The sequence below is a fragment of the Pseudomonas sp. W2Jun17 genome (assembly GCF_023127795.1).
GTDB lineage: Bacteria > Pseudomonadota > Gammaproteobacteria > Pseudomonadales > Pseudomonadaceae > Aquipseudomonas > Aquipseudomonas synxantha_A.
In genome coordinates, this window is record NZ_SPKO01000005.1 from 16202 (window position 1) to 32893 (window position 16692).

General features: G+C 61.0%; 14 protein-coding genes. 13 read left to right on the plus strand and 1 reads right to left on the minus strand.

All coding sequences use genetic code 11. The features are described 5' to 3' along the window. Positions 1 to 54: 54 nt before the first annotated feature. Genes E4O98_RS02570 through E4O98_RS02585 form a run of 4 tightly spaced genes read left to right on the plus strand, consistent with a single transcriptional unit; the run spans position 55 to position 2471 of the window. Positions 55 to 333, plus strand: a complete 279-nt coding sequence (locus tag E4O98_RS02570) for a phosphopantetheine-binding protein (RefSeq protein WP_032881025.1) — start codon at positions 55 to 57, stop codon at positions 331 to 333. 40 nt (positions 334 to 373) lie between these two features. Further along, positions 374 to 1117 carry an SDR family NAD(P)-dependent oxidoreductase gene (locus E4O98_RS02575; RefSeq protein WP_032877026.1) on the plus strand — a complete coding sequence of 248 codons (744 nt, stop codon included), beginning with the start codon at positions 374 to 376 and terminating at the stop codon, positions 1115 to 1117. Between the two features lie 23 nt (positions 1118 to 1140). After that, positions 1141 to 2163 carry a zinc-binding dehydrogenase gene (locus E4O98_RS02580; RefSeq protein ID WP_032877025.1) on the plus strand — a complete coding sequence of 341 codons (1023 nt, stop codon included), beginning with the start codon at positions 1141 to 1143 and terminating at the stop codon, positions 2161 to 2163. Between the two features lie 56 nt (positions 2164 to 2219). Next, positions 2220 to 2471 (plus strand): acyl carrier protein, encoded by a 252-nt coding sequence (locus tag E4O98_RS02585; RefSeq protein WP_032877023.1) that lies wholly within the window; start codon positions 2220 to 2222, stop codon positions 2469 to 2471. A gap of 20 nt (positions 2472 to 2491) precedes the next feature. Here the strand turns inward: E4O98_RS02585 and E4O98_RS02590 are convergent, their stop codons facing one another. Next, positions 2492 to 3502 carry an SDR family NAD(P)-dependent oxidoreductase gene (locus tag E4O98_RS02590; RefSeq protein ID WP_248134082.1) on the minus strand — a complete coding sequence of 337 codons (1011 nt, stop codon included), beginning with the start codon at positions 3500 to 3502 and terminating at the stop codon, positions 2492 to 2494. 161 nt (positions 3503 to 3663) lie between these two features. Between E4O98_RS02590 and E4O98_RS02595 the strand changes: the two genes are divergently transcribed. From E4O98_RS02595 to E4O98_RS02635, 9 genes are all read left to right on the plus strand, one after another. Next, positions 3664 to 3900, plus strand: coding sequence for an acyl carrier protein (locus E4O98_RS02595; RefSeq protein ID WP_032877021.1), 237 nt, complete (start codon positions 3664 to 3666; stop codon positions 3898 to 3900). Next, complete coding sequence (locus E4O98_RS02600; protein ID WP_032877020.1) at positions 3887 to 5125, plus strand: beta-ketoacyl synthase N-terminal-like domain-containing protein; 1239 nt, start codon at positions 3887 to 3889, stop codon at positions 5123 to 5125. The genes E4O98_RS02595 and E4O98_RS02600 overlap by 14 nt, the downstream gene beginning before the upstream one ends. Beyond that, positions 5122 to 6387 (plus strand): hydroxymethylglutaryl-CoA synthase, encoded by a 1266-nt coding sequence (locus E4O98_RS02605; RefSeq protein WP_032877019.1) that lies wholly within the window; start codon positions 5122 to 5124, stop codon positions 6385 to 6387. The genes E4O98_RS02600 and E4O98_RS02605 overlap by 4 nt, the downstream gene beginning before the upstream one ends. Continuing rightward, the gene (locus tag E4O98_RS02610; protein WP_032877018.1) at positions 6384 to 7151 is read left to right on the plus strand and encodes an enoyl-CoA hydratase/isomerase; all 768 of its coding nucleotides are present in this window, start codon (positions 6384 to 6386) and stop codon (positions 7149 to 7151) included. Before E4O98_RS02605 ends, E4O98_RS02610 begins: the two co-directional genes overlap by 4 nt. 53 nt (positions 7152 to 7204) lie before the next feature. Then, positions 7205 to 7948 (plus strand): polyketide synthase, encoded by a 744-nt coding sequence (locus tag E4O98_RS02615; protein ID WP_032877017.1) that lies wholly within the window; start codon positions 7205 to 7207, stop codon positions 7946 to 7948. Positions 7949 to 7959: 11 nt separating this feature from the next. Further along, complete coding sequence (locus E4O98_RS02620; protein ID WP_248128358.1) at positions 7960 to 11535, plus strand: beta-ketoacyl synthase N-terminal-like domain-containing protein; 3576 nt, start codon at positions 7960 to 7962, stop codon at positions 11533 to 11535. 45 nt (positions 11536 to 11580) lie between these two features. Then, a complete protein-coding gene (locus E4O98_RS02625; protein ID WP_103735466.1) occupies positions 11581 to 12519 on the plus strand; it encodes an alpha/beta hydrolase in 939 nt (312 codons plus the stop codon). 82 nt (positions 12520 to 12601) lie between these two features. Continuing rightward, complete coding sequence (gene ileS / locus E4O98_RS02630; RefSeq protein ID WP_078820779.1) at positions 12602 to 15694, plus strand: isoleucine--tRNA ligase; 3093 nt, start codon at positions 12602 to 12604, stop codon at positions 15692 to 15694. A gap of 60 nt (positions 15695 to 15754) precedes the next feature. Further along, entirely contained in the window at positions 15755 to 16606 is an 852-nt protein-coding gene (locus E4O98_RS02635; RefSeq protein WP_078820780.1) for a 4'-phosphopantetheinyl transferase superfamily protein, read from the plus strand. Positions 16607 to 16692 lie beyond the last annotated feature (86 nt).

The following is a 16692-nucleotide window of genomic DNA, read 5'->3' on the forward strand; positions in this document are numbered from 1 at the left end:
TGTACATTGCGCCCGACAGTCCCTCCCATGAACCCTGAAAGGCGGAACATGTACATGGAAGAAATCTATACGTTCGTAGTCAGTACGCTGGCTTCCAGTTGCAAGGTTCAACCCGGCGATATCGAACCGACCACCAACTTGTTCGCCGATCTGGGGATCGATAGCGTGGATTTTCTCGATGCGGTGTTCTGCATCGAGAAGCACTACGACATCCGTATCCCGGTGGGCCAATGGATGAGTGCCGTCAACGAAGGCAACGCGGCAATGACTGATTACTTCGTGATGGAACACTTCGTTGCCCAGATCGCTGCTCGTGCGGCAGCCTCGGCATGAGTGATACCTGGGCCGTCGGTTGGCCCCGGAAGATTCAGGCATGCGTAGGCAGGTAGTCGTTACCGGCGGCGGCCGAGGCATTGGCGCCAGTATTTCCACGGCGTTGGTGCAGGCCGGGTTTGTCGTGTTGATTGTCGGGCACCGTGGCATCAGCGCGGGCGTTGCCTTGTGCGAAGAGCTGGACGCCCGATACGGCGCAGGCAGCGCACGCTGGGTTGGCTGCGACCTGGGCGATGCCTTGGCCGTGGAGGGCCTGTGCCGCTCGCTGGAGGCAGAAGACATTTATGGTCTGGTGCATTGCGCGGGCGTCAGCCAGGACAGCCTGGCCGCCGTTGCGGACCTGGATACCGCGCGGCACATGATGCAAGTCAATTTCTGGGCATTTGTGCAGTTGTACCAGGCCCTGGTGCGGCCCATGTCCATGCGCCGCGCAGGCAGAATCCTGTGCATCGGCTCGGTCGCAGCCGACTTCGGTATGAAGGGAAATGCGTTGTACGCCAGCAGCAAGGCAGCGCTGCGGGGTTTTGTACGTTCGAGCATGACCGAAGTCGCCTCGCGCGCTATCACGATCAATTGTATCGAGCCGGGTTTTATCGAGACGGCACTGCTGGATCGCTACGCCGAACAGCGTTCGGCCATCGACCGGCGGATCCCAGCGGGTCGCTATGGTTCGCCGGAAGAAGTGGCGGGGCTGGCGGCGTTTTTGTTTTCAGAGGCCGGCAGCTACATCAACGGGCAACATCTCACCGTCGATGGTGGCCTGTCACGCAGCATGGCCGGCTAGCCAACCTGTAATGAGGAGGTTTGATGCGGGCGCTTCAACTGGTTGATAAACAGCGCCTGGCGCTGCGCGAGCTGGTGTTGCCTGCCAGGCCCGCGCCGGGTCACGCACGGGTGCGCATGGCGTTCATGACGCTTAATCACCTGGATCTTTTCGGTTACCGCGGGATGGCCTTCGCACGACGGACATTGCCTGTCACGGTGGGTGCCGAAGGCGCAGGCTTTGTGCAGGACGTGGGGCCAGGTAGTGACCCCGAACTGATCGGGCAGGCCATGGCGATCTACCCCAGTGTATTTTGTGGGTGCTGCCCGGCCTGTCTAGCCGGCCGGGAGAACCTGTGCGCCGACTCGCCCGGCGTAATGGGGTTTCATTGCGACGGGGTTGCCGCCGAGTACGTCGATGTCCCGCTGCGTATGCTGGTGCCGATACCTGCTGGCGTGCCCATGGAAATGGCGGCCTGCGCGCCGGTGACCTTCGCCACGGTGCACCATATGTTGATCGACAACGCACGCCTGATGAGCGGCGAAACCCTGCTGGTGCACGCGGGAGGCAGCGGGATCGGCTCAATCGCCATTCGCCTGGCCCGTCACCTGGGCGTCACGGTATTCGCAACGGTTGGTCGTGCCGACAAGGTTGAGCGTGCCCGGGCATTGGGCGCCGAATATGTGATTGATTACCGTGAGGAGCGATTCCTGCGGGTGATTCGCGAGCAGACGGCACGCCGCGGGGTCGACGTGGTGTTCGAGCATGTGGGGGCCGATACCTGGGAGCAGAGTCTCCTGAGCCTGGCGCGTGGCGGCCGCCTGGTGATCTGCGGCTCGACCACAGGCGTGGAGGCGCCCACTAACCTGATGCACCTGTTCAATCAGCAAATTCACATTCATGGCTCTTTCGGTGCGCCCCTGAGTGGGCTGCGCGATGCATTGGCGTTGATCCAGCAGGGCGTGTTGCCCGTGATCGACTGCGTGATGCCGGTGGCCGGTTTCGAAAGTGGCTTGCAGCGCCTGCGCGAGCGGGATGTGTTCGGCAAGATCGTATTGCAATTCTAATCCGCGCCGGCGCCTGCACGCGCCGGCGTTTTTGTCGCTTGTAGGAGGAGGTGAAGATGGAAATCAACGTGGCGCAGCAAACGGTCAGTGAGTCGATCCGTGAGTTGAAGTTGCCGGGATGGGAGACGGCGTCGATCGAGACTGAAACGCACTTGCAGGGTGAACTGGGCATTGATTCCCTGCACAAGCTGATATTGCTCACGCGCTTGCAGGAACGCTCGAATTTCCAGTTTGCACAACTGAACAACGAGGCCTACAAGTTTGACACCGTAGGCGATCTGGTCAATCTCCTGGTAGCGCATGGCTAGGTGCCCTGCGCAACCTTGATTCAGGGTGCTGTCGGGGATAATGATTGAAGGGTATCGGCGACGCTGTGTTCCAGCGGCCGATAGCTCAATTGAAAGGCGCGCCTGGCGCGCTGGTCATCGAATACCCGGCGCACGCCAAGGTTCTGTCGCAGATAGCGACGCGACAGGCGTGGGTTCAGCATCGCGCTGAGGTACATCAACCAGTCGGGTGCTCGTCTTTGGGGGGCCTTGCTGTCGGGAAAGCGCTGCTTGATCATTGTGGCCAGTTCCAGCATCGAAGCCTCATGGCCCGGCACGATAAAGCGCCCCTCAATGACGTCATCCAGCGCCGCGCGCACATGCAGTTCGGCCAGGTCGCGCACATCCACGAAATGAAAGTTCAGGTCCGGGCAGGCCGGTGTCTTGCCCGTGTGCAGGTCATGGAGGATGGCAATGCTGGTGGCAGCATGCCGGGGGTCGAGCACCGGCCCGATGATCACCGATGGGTTGATGCACACCACGCGAGGCTCGCAGGGCCAGGGCTGGAAGGCGTCCGTCACCAGTCGCTCGGCGGCTGTCTTGGAATACCAGTATGGGTCGCTGGCTTCCAGGGAGGCATGGTTCCAGTCGGCCTCGCTGAAGGCGTGCCCGGCAGGCATGTCTGGCGACAGAATGGCCGCCATCGACGAGGTGTACACGAAGGTGCGCACGCTGGCGGCCTGGCGTATGCCGTCGATTACGTTTTGCGTGCCGTTGACATTCATTTCCAGGGTTTGCTGCCAAAGCCGCGAGCCAGGCCGGGCGTTGTTAGTGACGCTGGCGGCGCAGTGAATAACGGTGTCGCACTCACTGAACAGGGCATTGCACGCGCCTGGCTGCGCCAGGTCGACTACGTGTAGGCGCAGTTGCGCGTGGCGGGCTGCCAGGCCTTGCAAATGCGCAGTGGGGCGGCGCAACAGGGCGTAGACGGTGCAGCCGTGGTGCAGCAGCTTTTCCACAATATGGCTGCCCAGAAAGCCTGAGGCGCCGGTGATACAGATGTGTCGGGGCATCGGTAGCGATCCTTGGGTGTTCACACGGTTGCTGGGTATAGCCCAGACCGCGATCACTGACTACTACAAGGTCTTATAGGTTTCCCGCCGATTTCGATCCGCTAAGTTAGTCGCTGCACCCCCTGAGCAACCACCGGTTGAGCCGGCTAAAGGATAGATAAATGACCCAGGCCGAAGTCTTCGATTTGATCGTCAAGCATGCCCGCGAAACCCTCCCTGAGCTTCAACAACCCATCGCCCGGAACGACCGCCTGGTGGACCTGGGCGCCAATTCGATGGACCGCGCCGACATCGTCGCCATGACTTTGAGCGCCCTTGGGTTGCGCATGCCAATGGTGCAGACGCAGGCCGCTCGCAATATCGGCGAATTGGCCGAGTTGCTTCATGGCAAGCTCTGACACGCAAGGGCTGTTGATCAGCGGGCTGGGCGTGGCTTCGTCCATCGGCACCGGTCAGCATGACTTTATCCAGGCCTTGCTGGCTGGCAATCATGCTTTTTCGATGATGCGCCGCCCGGGTCGTCAGTTGGAAAGCACATTCATCGGTGCTGAAATCGATGTGGACGAGCAAGCCGGCGCCAACCTGGAATCCGGTTCGCGGGGTATGTCGTTCTCTGCGCGCATTGCCCTGGCGACCTTGGCAGAAGCGTGGGCGGATGCGCAGCTGGATCAGTGTGACCCGACGCGTATCGGCCTGGTGGTCGGTGGCTCTAACTTCCAGCAGCGCGCCATCGAGCAGGCCCATGCGCCTTGCGCGCTGACCCCGTACTTCATCAAGCCCAGCTACGCGACGCAGTTTCTCGATACCGACCTGTGTGGAGTTTGCACCGAGCGCTTCCCCATTCGGGGGTTCGCTTACACTCTGGGGGCTGCGTCGGCCAGTGGGCAGATGGCGATTATCAATGCGGCCCAGGCTGTGCGAGCCGGGGATGTGGACGTGTGCATTGCCTTGGCGCCGGTGATGGATCTGTCGTATTGGGAGTGCCATGGCTTTCGCTCCCTGGGGGCGATGGGCTCGGACCGTTTTGCCGAGAGTCCGGCCCTGGCGTGCCGCCCTTTTGACCGTGATCGCGATGGGTTCATCTACGGTGAATCCAGTGCAGTCGTGGTGATTGAAAGCGAGGCCAGCGTGCGCCGCCGTGGCGTTTCGCCGTATGCGCGGATTGCCGGCTGGTCAGTGGCGATGGACGGCAATCGCAACCCCAACCCTTCGTTTGACGGGGAGTCCTGTGTGATCCGCCAGGCCCTGGACAAGTCGGGCTGGCAGGCGCGCCAGGTGGACTATATCAACCCGCACGGCAGTGGCTCGGTACTGGGTGATGAAACCGAACTGCGTGCCTTGGCTCATTGCGGCTTGCGCGAGGCGTCGATCAACGCGACCAAGTCCCTCATCGGTCATGGCCTGGCTTCTGCCGGGCTGGTGGAGACCATAGCCACGGTACTGCAAATGAAGGCCGGGCAACTGCACCCCAACCGCAACCTGGATCACCCCCTGGATACCGGGTTCGCATGGGTCTGCGACCGCGCTGAACAGCACGCCCTGCGCTGTGCACTCAACCTCAGCTATGGCTTCGGCGGCATCAATACAGCGTTGTGTCTGGAAAACTCAGGAAGGCTGCAATGACGAGGCAAGTGGGTATCGAGGCAATGAACGTATTTGGCGGCGCGGCGAGCCTGGATGTGACCATGCTTGCGCGACACCGCAAGCTGGACTCCCAGCGTTTCGGCAACCTGTTGATGCACGAAAAGAGCGTGGCGTTGCACAGCGAAGACCCGGTGACGTTTGCCGTGAATGCCGCCAAGCCACTGATCGATGCCTTGAGCCCGCAAGAGCGCGATCAGATTGAGTTGTTGATTACCTGTACCGAGTCGGGAATCGATTTCGGCAAGTCCGTCAGTACTTATGTGCATGACTACTTGGGGCTGAAAAAAAACTGCCGGGTTTTCGAACTCAAGCAGGCCTGCTACTCGGGCACTGCCGGTTTTCATAGCGCGGTGCAGTTCGTGTTGTCCCAGACCTCGCCCAATGCCAAGGCACTGGTGGTCGCAGTGGACCTGTGTCGCTTCCTGATGATTGGTGAAGGCGGCGCCGCAGCGCAGGACTGGGCTTTTTCGGAACCCAGTGGCGGTGCGGGCGCAGTGGCCATGTTGATCAGTGACAAGCCGCATGTATTCAGCCTCGACATCGGCGCCAGTGGTTATTACAGCTTCGAGGTGATGGACACCTGTCGGCCGGAGCCCGACAGCGAAGCCGGGGACGCAGATCTATCGTTGATGTCGTACCTGGATTGCTGTGAGCAAACCTTCAATGAATATCGCCTTCGGGTCGACGACGTGGACTATGCGCGCACGTTCGACTACCTGGCGTTTCACACGCCTTTTGGTGGCATGGTCAAAGGCGCGCACCGCTTGATGATGCGCAAGTTCGCGCCAGCCGACCCGCCAGCCATCGAAGCTGATTTCGCCCAGCGTGTGGCGCCCGGGCTGGCGTACTGCCAACGCGTGGGCAATATCATGGGGGCCACGATGTTTCTGTCCCTGGCCGGCATCATCAGCACCGCGCGGTTCGATGAGCCTCGGCGTATTGGATGCTTTTCCTATGGCTCGGGTTGCTGCTCGGAGTTTTTCAGCGGTACGGTCACGCCCCAGAGTCGTGATCACCTGTCTGCCCAGGCCATCGCACAACAACTCGATAGTCGCTATAGCCTGAGCCTGGCTGAGTACGAGTCAATCCTGCTGGGCAATGACGCCGTGCGGTTTGGTACCCGCGACCACACCGTCGCCTGTCCAGTCACCGACAGCGTAATCGCGGCGGGAGGGTTGTCGGGCAAGTTACTGTTAAGCGCGATCAACGGTTACCACCGCGAATACAGTTTCCAGCCATGAACTTCCAGGCCACCGAGTTTCGCACTGAAGGCAGCCTGGCATTCCTGCGTTTTGCGCGTCCTGAGTCGAACAATACGATCAACCGCCAAATGGTCGACGAATGCCTATGGGTATTGGAACACTGCCAGGCGCATTCGACCGTGCTGGTGCTTGAAGGCGGGCCCGAGGTTTTTTGTTTCGGCGCAGATTTCCAAGGCATGCATGACGACGCCGTGCGCGGCGCCAGCGAACGCCATCAACCAGAGCGGCTCTATGAAATCTGGCAGCGTATGGTTACCGGTTCGTTCATCACGGTGAGTCATGTACGGGGCAAGGCCAACGCCGGGGGCATGGGCTTCGTGGCTGCGAGTGACATCGTTCTCAGCCATACCGATGCCCAGTTCAGCCTCTCGGAACTCATCTTTGACGTAATGCCGGCGTGTGTGTTGCCGTTTCTGATTCGTCGCGTGGGCTTCCAGCGCGCGCATTACCTGACGCTGTCGACCCAGCCGGTCAGTGCGGCACAGGCCAGCCAGTGGGGGCTGGCGGACGACGTGGCAAGCGATAGCGATGCGTTGCTGCGCCGCCACCTGTTGCGCTTGCGGCGCCTGTCCAAGCATGGCGTCGAGCAATACAAGGGCTATATGAACAGGCTGTCCACGTTACCGTTCGACGCCCGACAGATGGCCATCGAGCAAAATCACCAGGTATTCAGCAACCCGCGCACCCGCGAAAACATCCACCGCTATGTCAGCCACGGCCTGTTCCCATGGGAGCCTGATTGATGTGCCTGACGGGCGCGCCCATGGCTGGCGAGTCGTTGCAAAGAGGAGTGCCGATGGACAGTGTCATCGATTTTCAGGCGCGTGACGACGGGGTAGTGGTGCTCACGCTCCAGGACCGTGAGCATAAGAATACCTTCACGCCGGCGTTGATCGACGGATTGATACAGGCCTATGCGCGAATCAACGCCAGCGACGCCTACAAGGCAGTGGTGATCACGGGCTACGACAGTTTTTTTTGCAGTGGCGGCACCCGCGAAGGGCTGCTTGCCTTGAACCAGACGCGTGGCGATTTTACCGATGCCAATGTCTACAGCCTTGCATTTGAATGCAAGATCCCGGTGATCGCCGCGATGCAGGGGCATGCTATCGGCGGCGGCCTGGTAATGGGCTTGTTCTGCGACATCGTGGTGTTGTCCCGCGAGAGCCTGTATACCGCCAACTTCATGAAGTACGGCTTTACCCCCGGCATGGGCGCGACCTATATCCTGCCCTCCCGGCTCGGTAGCCTCGGCCAGGAAATGCTCCTGGCGGCGCAGAGCTACAGTGGTGCGCTACTTGAAGCACGCGGCGCGCCGTTTGCAGTGTTACCGCGTGCCCAGGTGCTGGCCCACGCCCTGGAGTTGGCGATGGAGTTGGCCGACAAGCCCCGGTTGTCGCTGGTCACGCTCAAGCACCATCTAAATCGCAAGCTGCGCGAAGACCTCCCCGCGGTCATTGAGCGTGAGCTGGCGATGCACGCGTTGACAATGCATCAGCCGGAAGTCGGCGAGCGAATCTCAACCTTGTTTGGCCGGTGAGAGAGACCCTTATGACCCTGAAGACCATCCTCGACGAACTGCGCGAGGGCCGGCTGAGCATCGAGCAGGCCAAGGCACGCCTGCGTATGCTGCCGGCACCCCAGCCGACGGCGCAAACCCCTGATCCCGTGGCGGTGGAAGCTGGCGATATTGCCATCATCAGCATGGCGGGACGCTTTCCTGGTGCGGCGTCGGTGGAGCAGTTCTGGGACAATTTGCGTGCTGGCGTAGACAGCATTACGCAAGTGCCGGCGACCCGCTGGGATACCGACACGTATTTCAGTGCACAAAAGGGTGAGCCGGGCAGGGCGTATTGCCGATGGGGCGGGTTCATCGAGGATGTGGACCGTTTCGATTCACTGTTTTTCGGCATTTCTCCGCGCGAAGCCCAGTTGATGGACCCTCAGGAGCGCCTGCTTTTGCAGGAGGTCTGGACCTTGTTCGAACGCATCGGCTACACCCGCGATTACCTGGCTGAGTCCTGCGACGGCGAGGTCGGGGTGTTTACCGGTTCGATGTATCAGCAGTACCACGCGTTCGACGCCGATGTGCCGCGCAAGGCCACGGTAGCCTTGTCATCGACCGCAAGCATGGCCAACCGGATTTCGCATTTTTTCAACCTCAAGGGTCCCAGCCTGGCGCTCGACACCATGTGTTCCTCGGCGGCAACGGCGCTGCATCTGGCCTGCGAAAGCCTGCGCAGCGGCAGTTGCCGGTTGGCGGTGGTGGGGGCGACGAATCTGTCTATCCACCCGTTCAAATATATTGCGTTGTGCCAGGGGCAACTGCTCGCCAGTCATCCGGGGGTTCGAGCCTACGGGCAGGCAGACGGGTTCCTGCCCGGTGAAACCGTGGCTGCGGTGCTGCTCAAGCCGCTCAAACAGGCGATTGAAGAAGGTGACACGGTCACTGCGGTGATCAAGTCCACCGCTATCAGCCACAAAGGCTATACACCCGGCTACAGCGTGCCGAGTGCTGCTGCGTTCGAGACCCTGCTGTCGCGGCATTTCCAGCGCTCGGGCATCGACCCCCGGAGTGTCGATTACGTCGAGACCTCGGCCTCAGGTGCAACCCTGGGCGATGTCGCTGAGTTCCAGGCGTTGCGAAGCGTCTATGGGCCGCGCAATACGCACTTGCCACACTGCCGTCTGGGTTCGGTGAAGTCGAACATTGGCCATGCAGAAGCCGCGATTGGCCTGGCGCAGGTGATCAAGGTGGCGTTGCAACTGCGTGACCGGGTGCTGGTGCCGTCGATTCTGACCGAACCGCTTAATCCACAAACCCGCGCTGATGAGGCGCCGCTGCGGGCCCAGCGCAGCCTGGAGCATTGGCACCATCCCAGCGATGCACCTGGCGGCATGCCCTGGCCGACACCGCGCCGTGCCGCTGTGCATACATTCGCCGCTGGCGGTGCGAATGCCCACCTGCTGTTGCAGGCGTACGACGCTGCACCCGCCGCCGTTGAGCCGGTCTCAACGCCAGGCCCGTGGCTATTGGTTTTTTCCGCAGCGACTAACGAGCGCCTGCAGGCTGTGCTTGGCAGTGCTCGGCAAGCATTGGCTGCCACCCCTTCGCTCACCCTGGATGACTTGGCGTTTACCCTCAGCCAGGGTCGTGAAGCCATGAACTGCCGGGTGGCATGGGTGCAGCGCCAACCTGGCACCTTGCTCGACACTCTGGATGCGGCGCTGGCCTGTGTTCACCGGCAACAGGGCAGTGTGGACGGCGTGGTGATTCACTATGGTGACCTTGAGGAGGTCGAGGTGCCGGATACCGCGCCCCTTGAGCGCCAGACGTTGAGCCTGGAAGAGCAGGCCCGGGCCTGGGTTGTTGGACAGATCAGCCTGCAACAGGTGTCTCGCCAGGCCAGCCTGCGTGCTGGCCGCCGCATCGTCGAGCTGCCGACTTATCCGTTTGCCAAGGTTCACTGTTGGCTGCCGACCGTTGACACATCCGCCACGCCTGCGCCTGCGATAGCCATCGCGCTGGAGGCGAACGCCGAGGATGTGCATGAGGTGGTGCGTGCGCAAATCGCCGCACTGACGCAAATCGATCCGCACACGTTGCAATTGGGCAAGCCGTTGCTTGATTACGGTTTGAATTCAGTGACCATGCTGGTGCTGGCGGCTTGCCTTTGCCAGGCATTGGAGGGGCTGGATGAGAGTCGTGACGGCCCGCAGTTAGTGCTGTGTAGGACAGCCGGCGCGCTGATCGAACAGCTTGAGCAAATGCTCGCTCCCATGCCGCCTCCGGTCAGCGAGCCGATGCCGTCGACCGCTACGCCGATCGTGCCGAGTGTGCCTGCGGCGAGTAACTACGTTGCGCCGGAACAATTGCAGGTGTACCACCGCAACGGCTACGCCTTCGATTTTGCCCACCAACCCGCCGCGCTGCCGGAGCGGGCATGGGCCGGCAAACGCGGTGTGGTGCTGGGGGCCGGGCCGGCTGGCCTGGTGGCAGCCCTGACCCTGGCGGCCAATGGTTTCGAGCAGGTGTATGTGGTCGAAAAGCGTACCGCGATCAACCGTATGCAAATGGTCACGCTTTACCCTCACACCTTGCCCTACCTGAAAAGCATCGGGGTGCTGGATGCCGTTGCACGGCGCGCCGCACGGATCGTGCGACACGATTTCTACCTCAATAGCGCCGGGCAGCGCACCCGGTATTTCTCCCGCGAGTTGCCGGCCGGCATTCTCGACAGTATCGATGCAAGCATGGCGTATGGAGACGAGACAGTCGCCGAGCTGTTCGTGGGTGAGTCGGTGATGGCCATTTCCCTGGCCGACTTGCAGGCGGTGTTGATGGAGCAGGCTTGCGCGCGGGGCGTGCGGTTTATCGCCGACCATCAGGCGACGGTGGTCGCCGACGACAGCAGGCCCGCTACCTGGCAAGTGTTGCTGAGTGCAACGGCAGGTGCGCCGTCATTCCCCCTCGATGCCGATCTGGTTGTGGTCGCTGACGGTGCGCGCAGTGCCGTGGCCCAGGCCGCGGGTATCGAGTGCACGCTGCTGCAGACCCCTCAGGGCAGTGAGAGCTGGTATGTGTTTCACTGCGCCAGTGAGGTTGCGACGTCACGCTTGAGCTATGAGTTCGCCTTCGATTCGCGCGGGCGTCTCGATCACTGCGCTTTTGGCCTGGCCTACCCTGTGCGCAAAGAGTTTGGCGTGGCGTTCTACAGCAGCACACCGACGCCACCGGCGCTCGAGCTGCTTTTGGACAAAGCTGACTTCTTCGCCAAAAGCTGGGGCGTCGAGCACCAGGGGATCAACTGGTTGACGCAACGTATTGCGGTGCATCACAGCAGGGCCGAACGGGTAGTTGATGGCAACCTGTTGTTGGTAGGAGATGCAGCCGGCACCGGCTCGCCCAACGCCGGCCTGGGTTCGGGCCTGGCGATTTCGGCCTATGGCTGGGCCCTGAACGAGTATTGCCGGCGGGCTGCGACGGATCGGGAGGCCGCGGCGGATTTCTATCAGGCCGCCGCCAGCCGCTATCCGTTGGCATGGCAAAGCCGTTCGCTGCACATCTGGGACGAGATCAACAATCTGGCAGCAGGCGTGGCGGGGCAGCGACAAACCGGTACATGAGGCACCTTGGGGCAAGCAGGCACAGTGAAGAGAGGGACACACAGCATGCAACTGATCACGCACGATGGCTTGAGCCTGGAGGTGCTACACACGCAGGCGCCGGGTGGCACCGTGGTGTTCGTCAATGCCCTGGGCATCGGCAACGCCGTGACGCAGGGCGTGGCCCAGGCGCTGCAGGCGGCCGGTATTGGCTTTGTCACCTGGGAACGGCGCGGATTGCCGGGGGCGTATGACGATAGGTTTCGCGAATATGCGCTGGACGATCAGGTGCGCGACCTGGAACACCTGATGGCCATGCTCGCTCCTGGCCCGGTGGTACTGGCCGCCTGGTGCACCGGCATTCATACCGCGTTGGCTTATGCGCGCAGATGGCCCGCACGCTTGGAGGCGCTGCTGTTGTTCAACAGTCCGAATTTCTTCAATAGCCGCTACAGCGCAGTGGCTGGCGATGCCATTGGCAAGGTCAGTCGCATATTGGTCGAAGATGAGTCCAAGCTCGATTTCATGTACCACACCATCTTCGCCAATAACACGGAACAGACAGCCACCCGCCTCACAGGGCTGGCCGATGCGCGCATCCGCGGCTTGGTGGAGGCTCCCTTCAAAAGCGGCCCCCAGGCATTGCTGCGCTATATGTACCTGATCCAAAGCGCCGCTGAGCCTGAAGTGGATCGCCAGTGGTGTGCCCCGATCAGCGTGCCAGTCCTGGTGATAGGGGGGCGGCAAGACACCATGGTGTCGTTCCAGGACTCACTGAGCCTGGGAGAGATTCTGCCCAATGCGCAGGTGCGCATCATGGACGATTGGGGGCACTACACGCTTTTCTCTGATACACAAGAGAGTGTATCCAAGGTTATGCTGGGGTTTCTGCAAACGCTGGAAGCGTTTGACTGTCGTACCGTGCCACCTGCTTTTCTCACCCCTTTTTGTGCGCCGTCAGTTGTATCGGCCGCCAGTCGACAGGGTGAGGCAGACGTGGATTGACGGGCGATGGCGGCGGCAGACCGCCAGGTAAGGTAAAGCCCCGAGGGGGTGCTTTTTTTGTTTTTACTGACAGGTGTGACTGATGAGTACGGAAGGAAGTGGGCCGGTTAGATTTCCGGCAATGGAAGATGCGGTACTCGAGCGGTGGGAAAAAGAAAAGACGTTCGAGCAATCCATCAGCGCCCGTGAGGGTAAGCCGGTGTACGTATTTTATGACGGCCCGCCGTTTGCTACCGGCCTGCCGCACTACGGCCATATTCTGACTTCCTATATCAAAGACGTCATACCGCGTTACCAGACGATGCTCGGCAAACAGGTCCCACGCCGCTGGGGCTGGGATTGCCACGGCTTGCCGGTGGAGTTCGAAGTCGAGAAGGCCATGGGCTTCAAGTCCAAGCGCGATATTCTCGAGTTTGGCGTGGAGCAGTTCAACGACGAGTGCAGGGAGCTGGTGCTCAAGTACGCCGATGACTGGCGTGGCTTTGTCAACCGGATGGGCCGTTGGGTCGATTTCGATGGCGCCTACAAGACCATGGATAACGACTACATGGAGTCGGTGCTGTGGGGCTTTAAAACCTTGCATGACAAGGGGCATGTCTACGAGGGCGGCAAGATCGTGCCTTACTGCGTGCGTTGCCAGACGGTGTTGTCGAATTTCGAGGCGCGCCTGGACGACGCCTTCCGCCCGCGCCGCGATATGTCCGCCTATGTCAAGTTCAGGCAACAAGACCGCCCGGACACTTTCTTCCTGGCATGGACCACCACACCCTGGACGTTGCCTGCCAACGTCGCACTGGCCGTGGCCGCCGATGAAAACTATGTGTGCATCGAGCACGGCGAAGAGCGCCTATGGCTGGCCGAAGGTTGCCTGGGCGGCTTGTTCGATGAGCCGGTGATCCTGGAACGCTGTACCGGCGCAGAGCTGGCGGGGCTGCGTTATCTGCCGGTGGTCGGCGAGGTGATCGATGCCTCGGCCCATCGCGTGGTCACCGCCGACTTCGTACAGATGGGCGATGGCTCTGGCATTGTCCACATTGCCCCTGCGTTCGGTGAGGACGACGCCTTGCTCGGGCAGCAATACGAGTTGCCTGCACCTAACCCTGTTCGCGACGACGGTACCTTTTCCGATGCGGTGGCGCAGTATGCCGGGCAGAATATTTTCGAGGCCACGCCGCGCATCCTTGCAGATCTGAAGAGCAGTGGCTTGCTGTTCAAGCAAGAACAGATCGAACACAACTATCCACACTGCTGGCGTTGCGATAACCCTCTGATCTATCGCGCGGTAGAGTCCTGGTTCATCCGCGCGTCGGCGCTGCGCGAGCAGTTGGTGGAAAACAACAGCCAGGTCAACTGGGTGCCCGAGCATGTGAAGGAAGGGCGCTTCGGGGACTGGATCCGTAATGCCCGCGATTGGGCGGTGTCGCGCAACCGTTTCTGGGGTGCGCCCATCCCGGTATGGCGCTGTGACCAGTGCGGCACCGTCGAGGTGATGGGCAGCATCGCGCAGATCGAAGCGCGTTCCGGGCGCAAGGTCGAAGACCTGCATGTGCCTCATATCGACGAGCATCGTTTCGCCTGCCAGTGCTGCGAGGGCACCATGAGTCGGGTGACCGGTGTCTTCGATTGCTGGTTCGAATCGGGCGCAATGCCGTTCGCCAGTCGGCACTACCCGTTCGAAAACAAGCAGGAGTTCGAACAGACTTTCCCTGCCGACTTCATCGTCGAGTACCTTGCGCAGACCCGCGGTTGGTTCTACACGATGATGGTCATCTCCACCGGCTGTTTCGAGCAGAACCCCTTCAAGAACGCCATGTGCCACGGGGTGATTCTGGCCAAGGACGGTCGCAAGATGTCCAAGCGCCTGAAGAACTACCCCAACCCGATGGATCTCATGCAGACCCACGGTTCGGACGCCTTGCGCGTGGCCTTGCTGGCATCGCCGGTCTGCAAGGGAGAGGACATCAAGTTCAGTGAAGAGTCGGTGCGCGACGTGGTGCGCCGCTACCATCTGCTGTTCTGGAATTGCCTGCAGTTCTATAAAACGTTCACCGAAATCGACCAGTTCAGTCCTTCCGGCGACCTTGGCCAGCCCCTGGACAATGTCCTGGACCACTACTTGTTGCATGAGTTGGCGGCGCTGGAATCGGATATCAAGATGTGGATGGAGTCTCTGGATTTTTCCAAGATTTATTCGCGTATCGAAGTGTTCATCAACGTCTTGAGTACCTGGTACCTGCGCTTGAACAAGGCACGCATCTGGCGCGATGGCCTGGATGACGACAAGCGCCAGTGCTATGAAGTGCTGCACTACGCGTTATCTAATTTTGCTCGTCTGCTGGCGCCCTTCATGCCGTTTCTGGCTGAGGCGGTCTACACCGAACTGGGGTATGCCGACTCTGTGCACCTGCAAGACTGGCCGAGCATCGATCGCCAGTACCTGTCGTACGAGCTGGCCGATGAGATGAGCAGCCTGCGTAACTTGATCGCCAGCGTGCGCAATGTGCGCGAAACCAATGGGGTTTCGCAGAAGTTTCCGTTGCGCAGCATTCGCGTCGCGGGTATCGAACAGGCCGTACTGGAGCGCTATGCACAGTTCCTCGAGGAGGAACTCAACGTCAAGCAGGTCCAGTGGGCCGCCGATGCCGACGAGTGGGCGCAGCCCGTGGTGGTATTGATCTTCTCCTTGCTCGGCAAGCGACTGGGCCCGGCGATGAAGGCGGTCACCACAGCGGTGAAGGCCGGAGAGTATGTAATCGATGAACAGGGGGGGCTGGTTGCCGCAGGGCAGACGATCCAGCCCCACGAGTTCGAGCGTCGCCTGACCGTGCGTGACACGCTCAATAACGTCGGGATTGTCGAGAACATGGTGGTCTGGCTGGACTTGGACATCGATGCCTCGCTCAAGCGCGAAGGCGCCGTACGTGAGCTCAACCGCAGGCTGCAAGACCTGCGCAAGAAAGCCAAGCTGGGCTACACCGAAAAAGTCGACATCGCCGTGCTCGGCGGTGCCTATGTCGATGAGATCCTGGTGCACCACGAGGACTGGCTCAAGAGCCAGTTACTGGTCCAGAGCTTGTTGCGCAGCGATCTTGAGGCGCCGCTGGCAGTGGACGAAGTCGAGCTGCCCGAGGGCGACCCTGTGCGTATTCAACTGCGCCGTAGCGTACTGGCCTGAGGCAATGCCGACCTGGTGCCGCGCTGTCGAGCGGCACCAGGTGGTGCCGCTGGAGTCACGATGGATCGTGAGTGGCCGTTACCACCGGGCGATATCCAGTTGTGGGTCTGTCGTGATGAGTTGATCGTCGCGGCTGACCTGTTGGCCGAATATGCCGCGGTGCTCAGTGACAGTGAGCGCCAGCGGATGGCGCAATTTCATTTTGCCCGACATCGCCATCAGTACCTGGTTACCCGGGCGCTTGTGCGTCATGTGTTGTCGATGTATCGCCCCGGTATTCCCCCGCAGCACTGGTGCTTTGCCTACAACGATCACGGCAAGCCGTGTATCGATCCGGTGTTGGACCCCTCGCAGTCCCTGCACTTCAATGTTTCCCATACCGATGGCTTGATCGTCATGGCCGTGTCGCGACAGGCAATCGGCATCGATGTTGAAGACCTGCAGCGCCAGGGCGACGGCGTTTCGGTGGCCGATACGTTCTTTGCGGCCGCCGAGCGCCACGACCTGCAGCAGTGTGGCGCAGCGCACCGTGCGCAGCGATTTTTCGAGATATGGACACTCAAGGAAGCCTACATAAAGGCCCGCGGCGAAGGTCTTGCTGTACCGCTCGACAGCTTTGCCTTCCGGCTGGGGCCAAGCTGCGGGCATTCCCTTCAATTCAACCCACCGACAACCGACGCCCGGCATTGGCAATTCTGGTCAACACTGCTGCTGGCGCGCTACTGCCTGGCTGTGGCTGCCTGTCATGAATCGCCTCGGGCCAGGTTTTGCCTGCGCGTGCAGGAAGTCATTCCCCGCGTGCGTACCCTCGACCTGGCCTGCCTGTGTCGGCGCCAAGCGGCCCCCCACACGGTGACGCCGCCATGGAGGCTGCCGGGCATCTGCGCCACACCCGAGATCGACCTCGGCTAATTTACCTATCAGTGCTTATAGGTTTGGATCGCGCCGCTTTTGGTTATGCTTTTTTCGCTGGGCACTGATGTGTCGCAGGCAGGGCG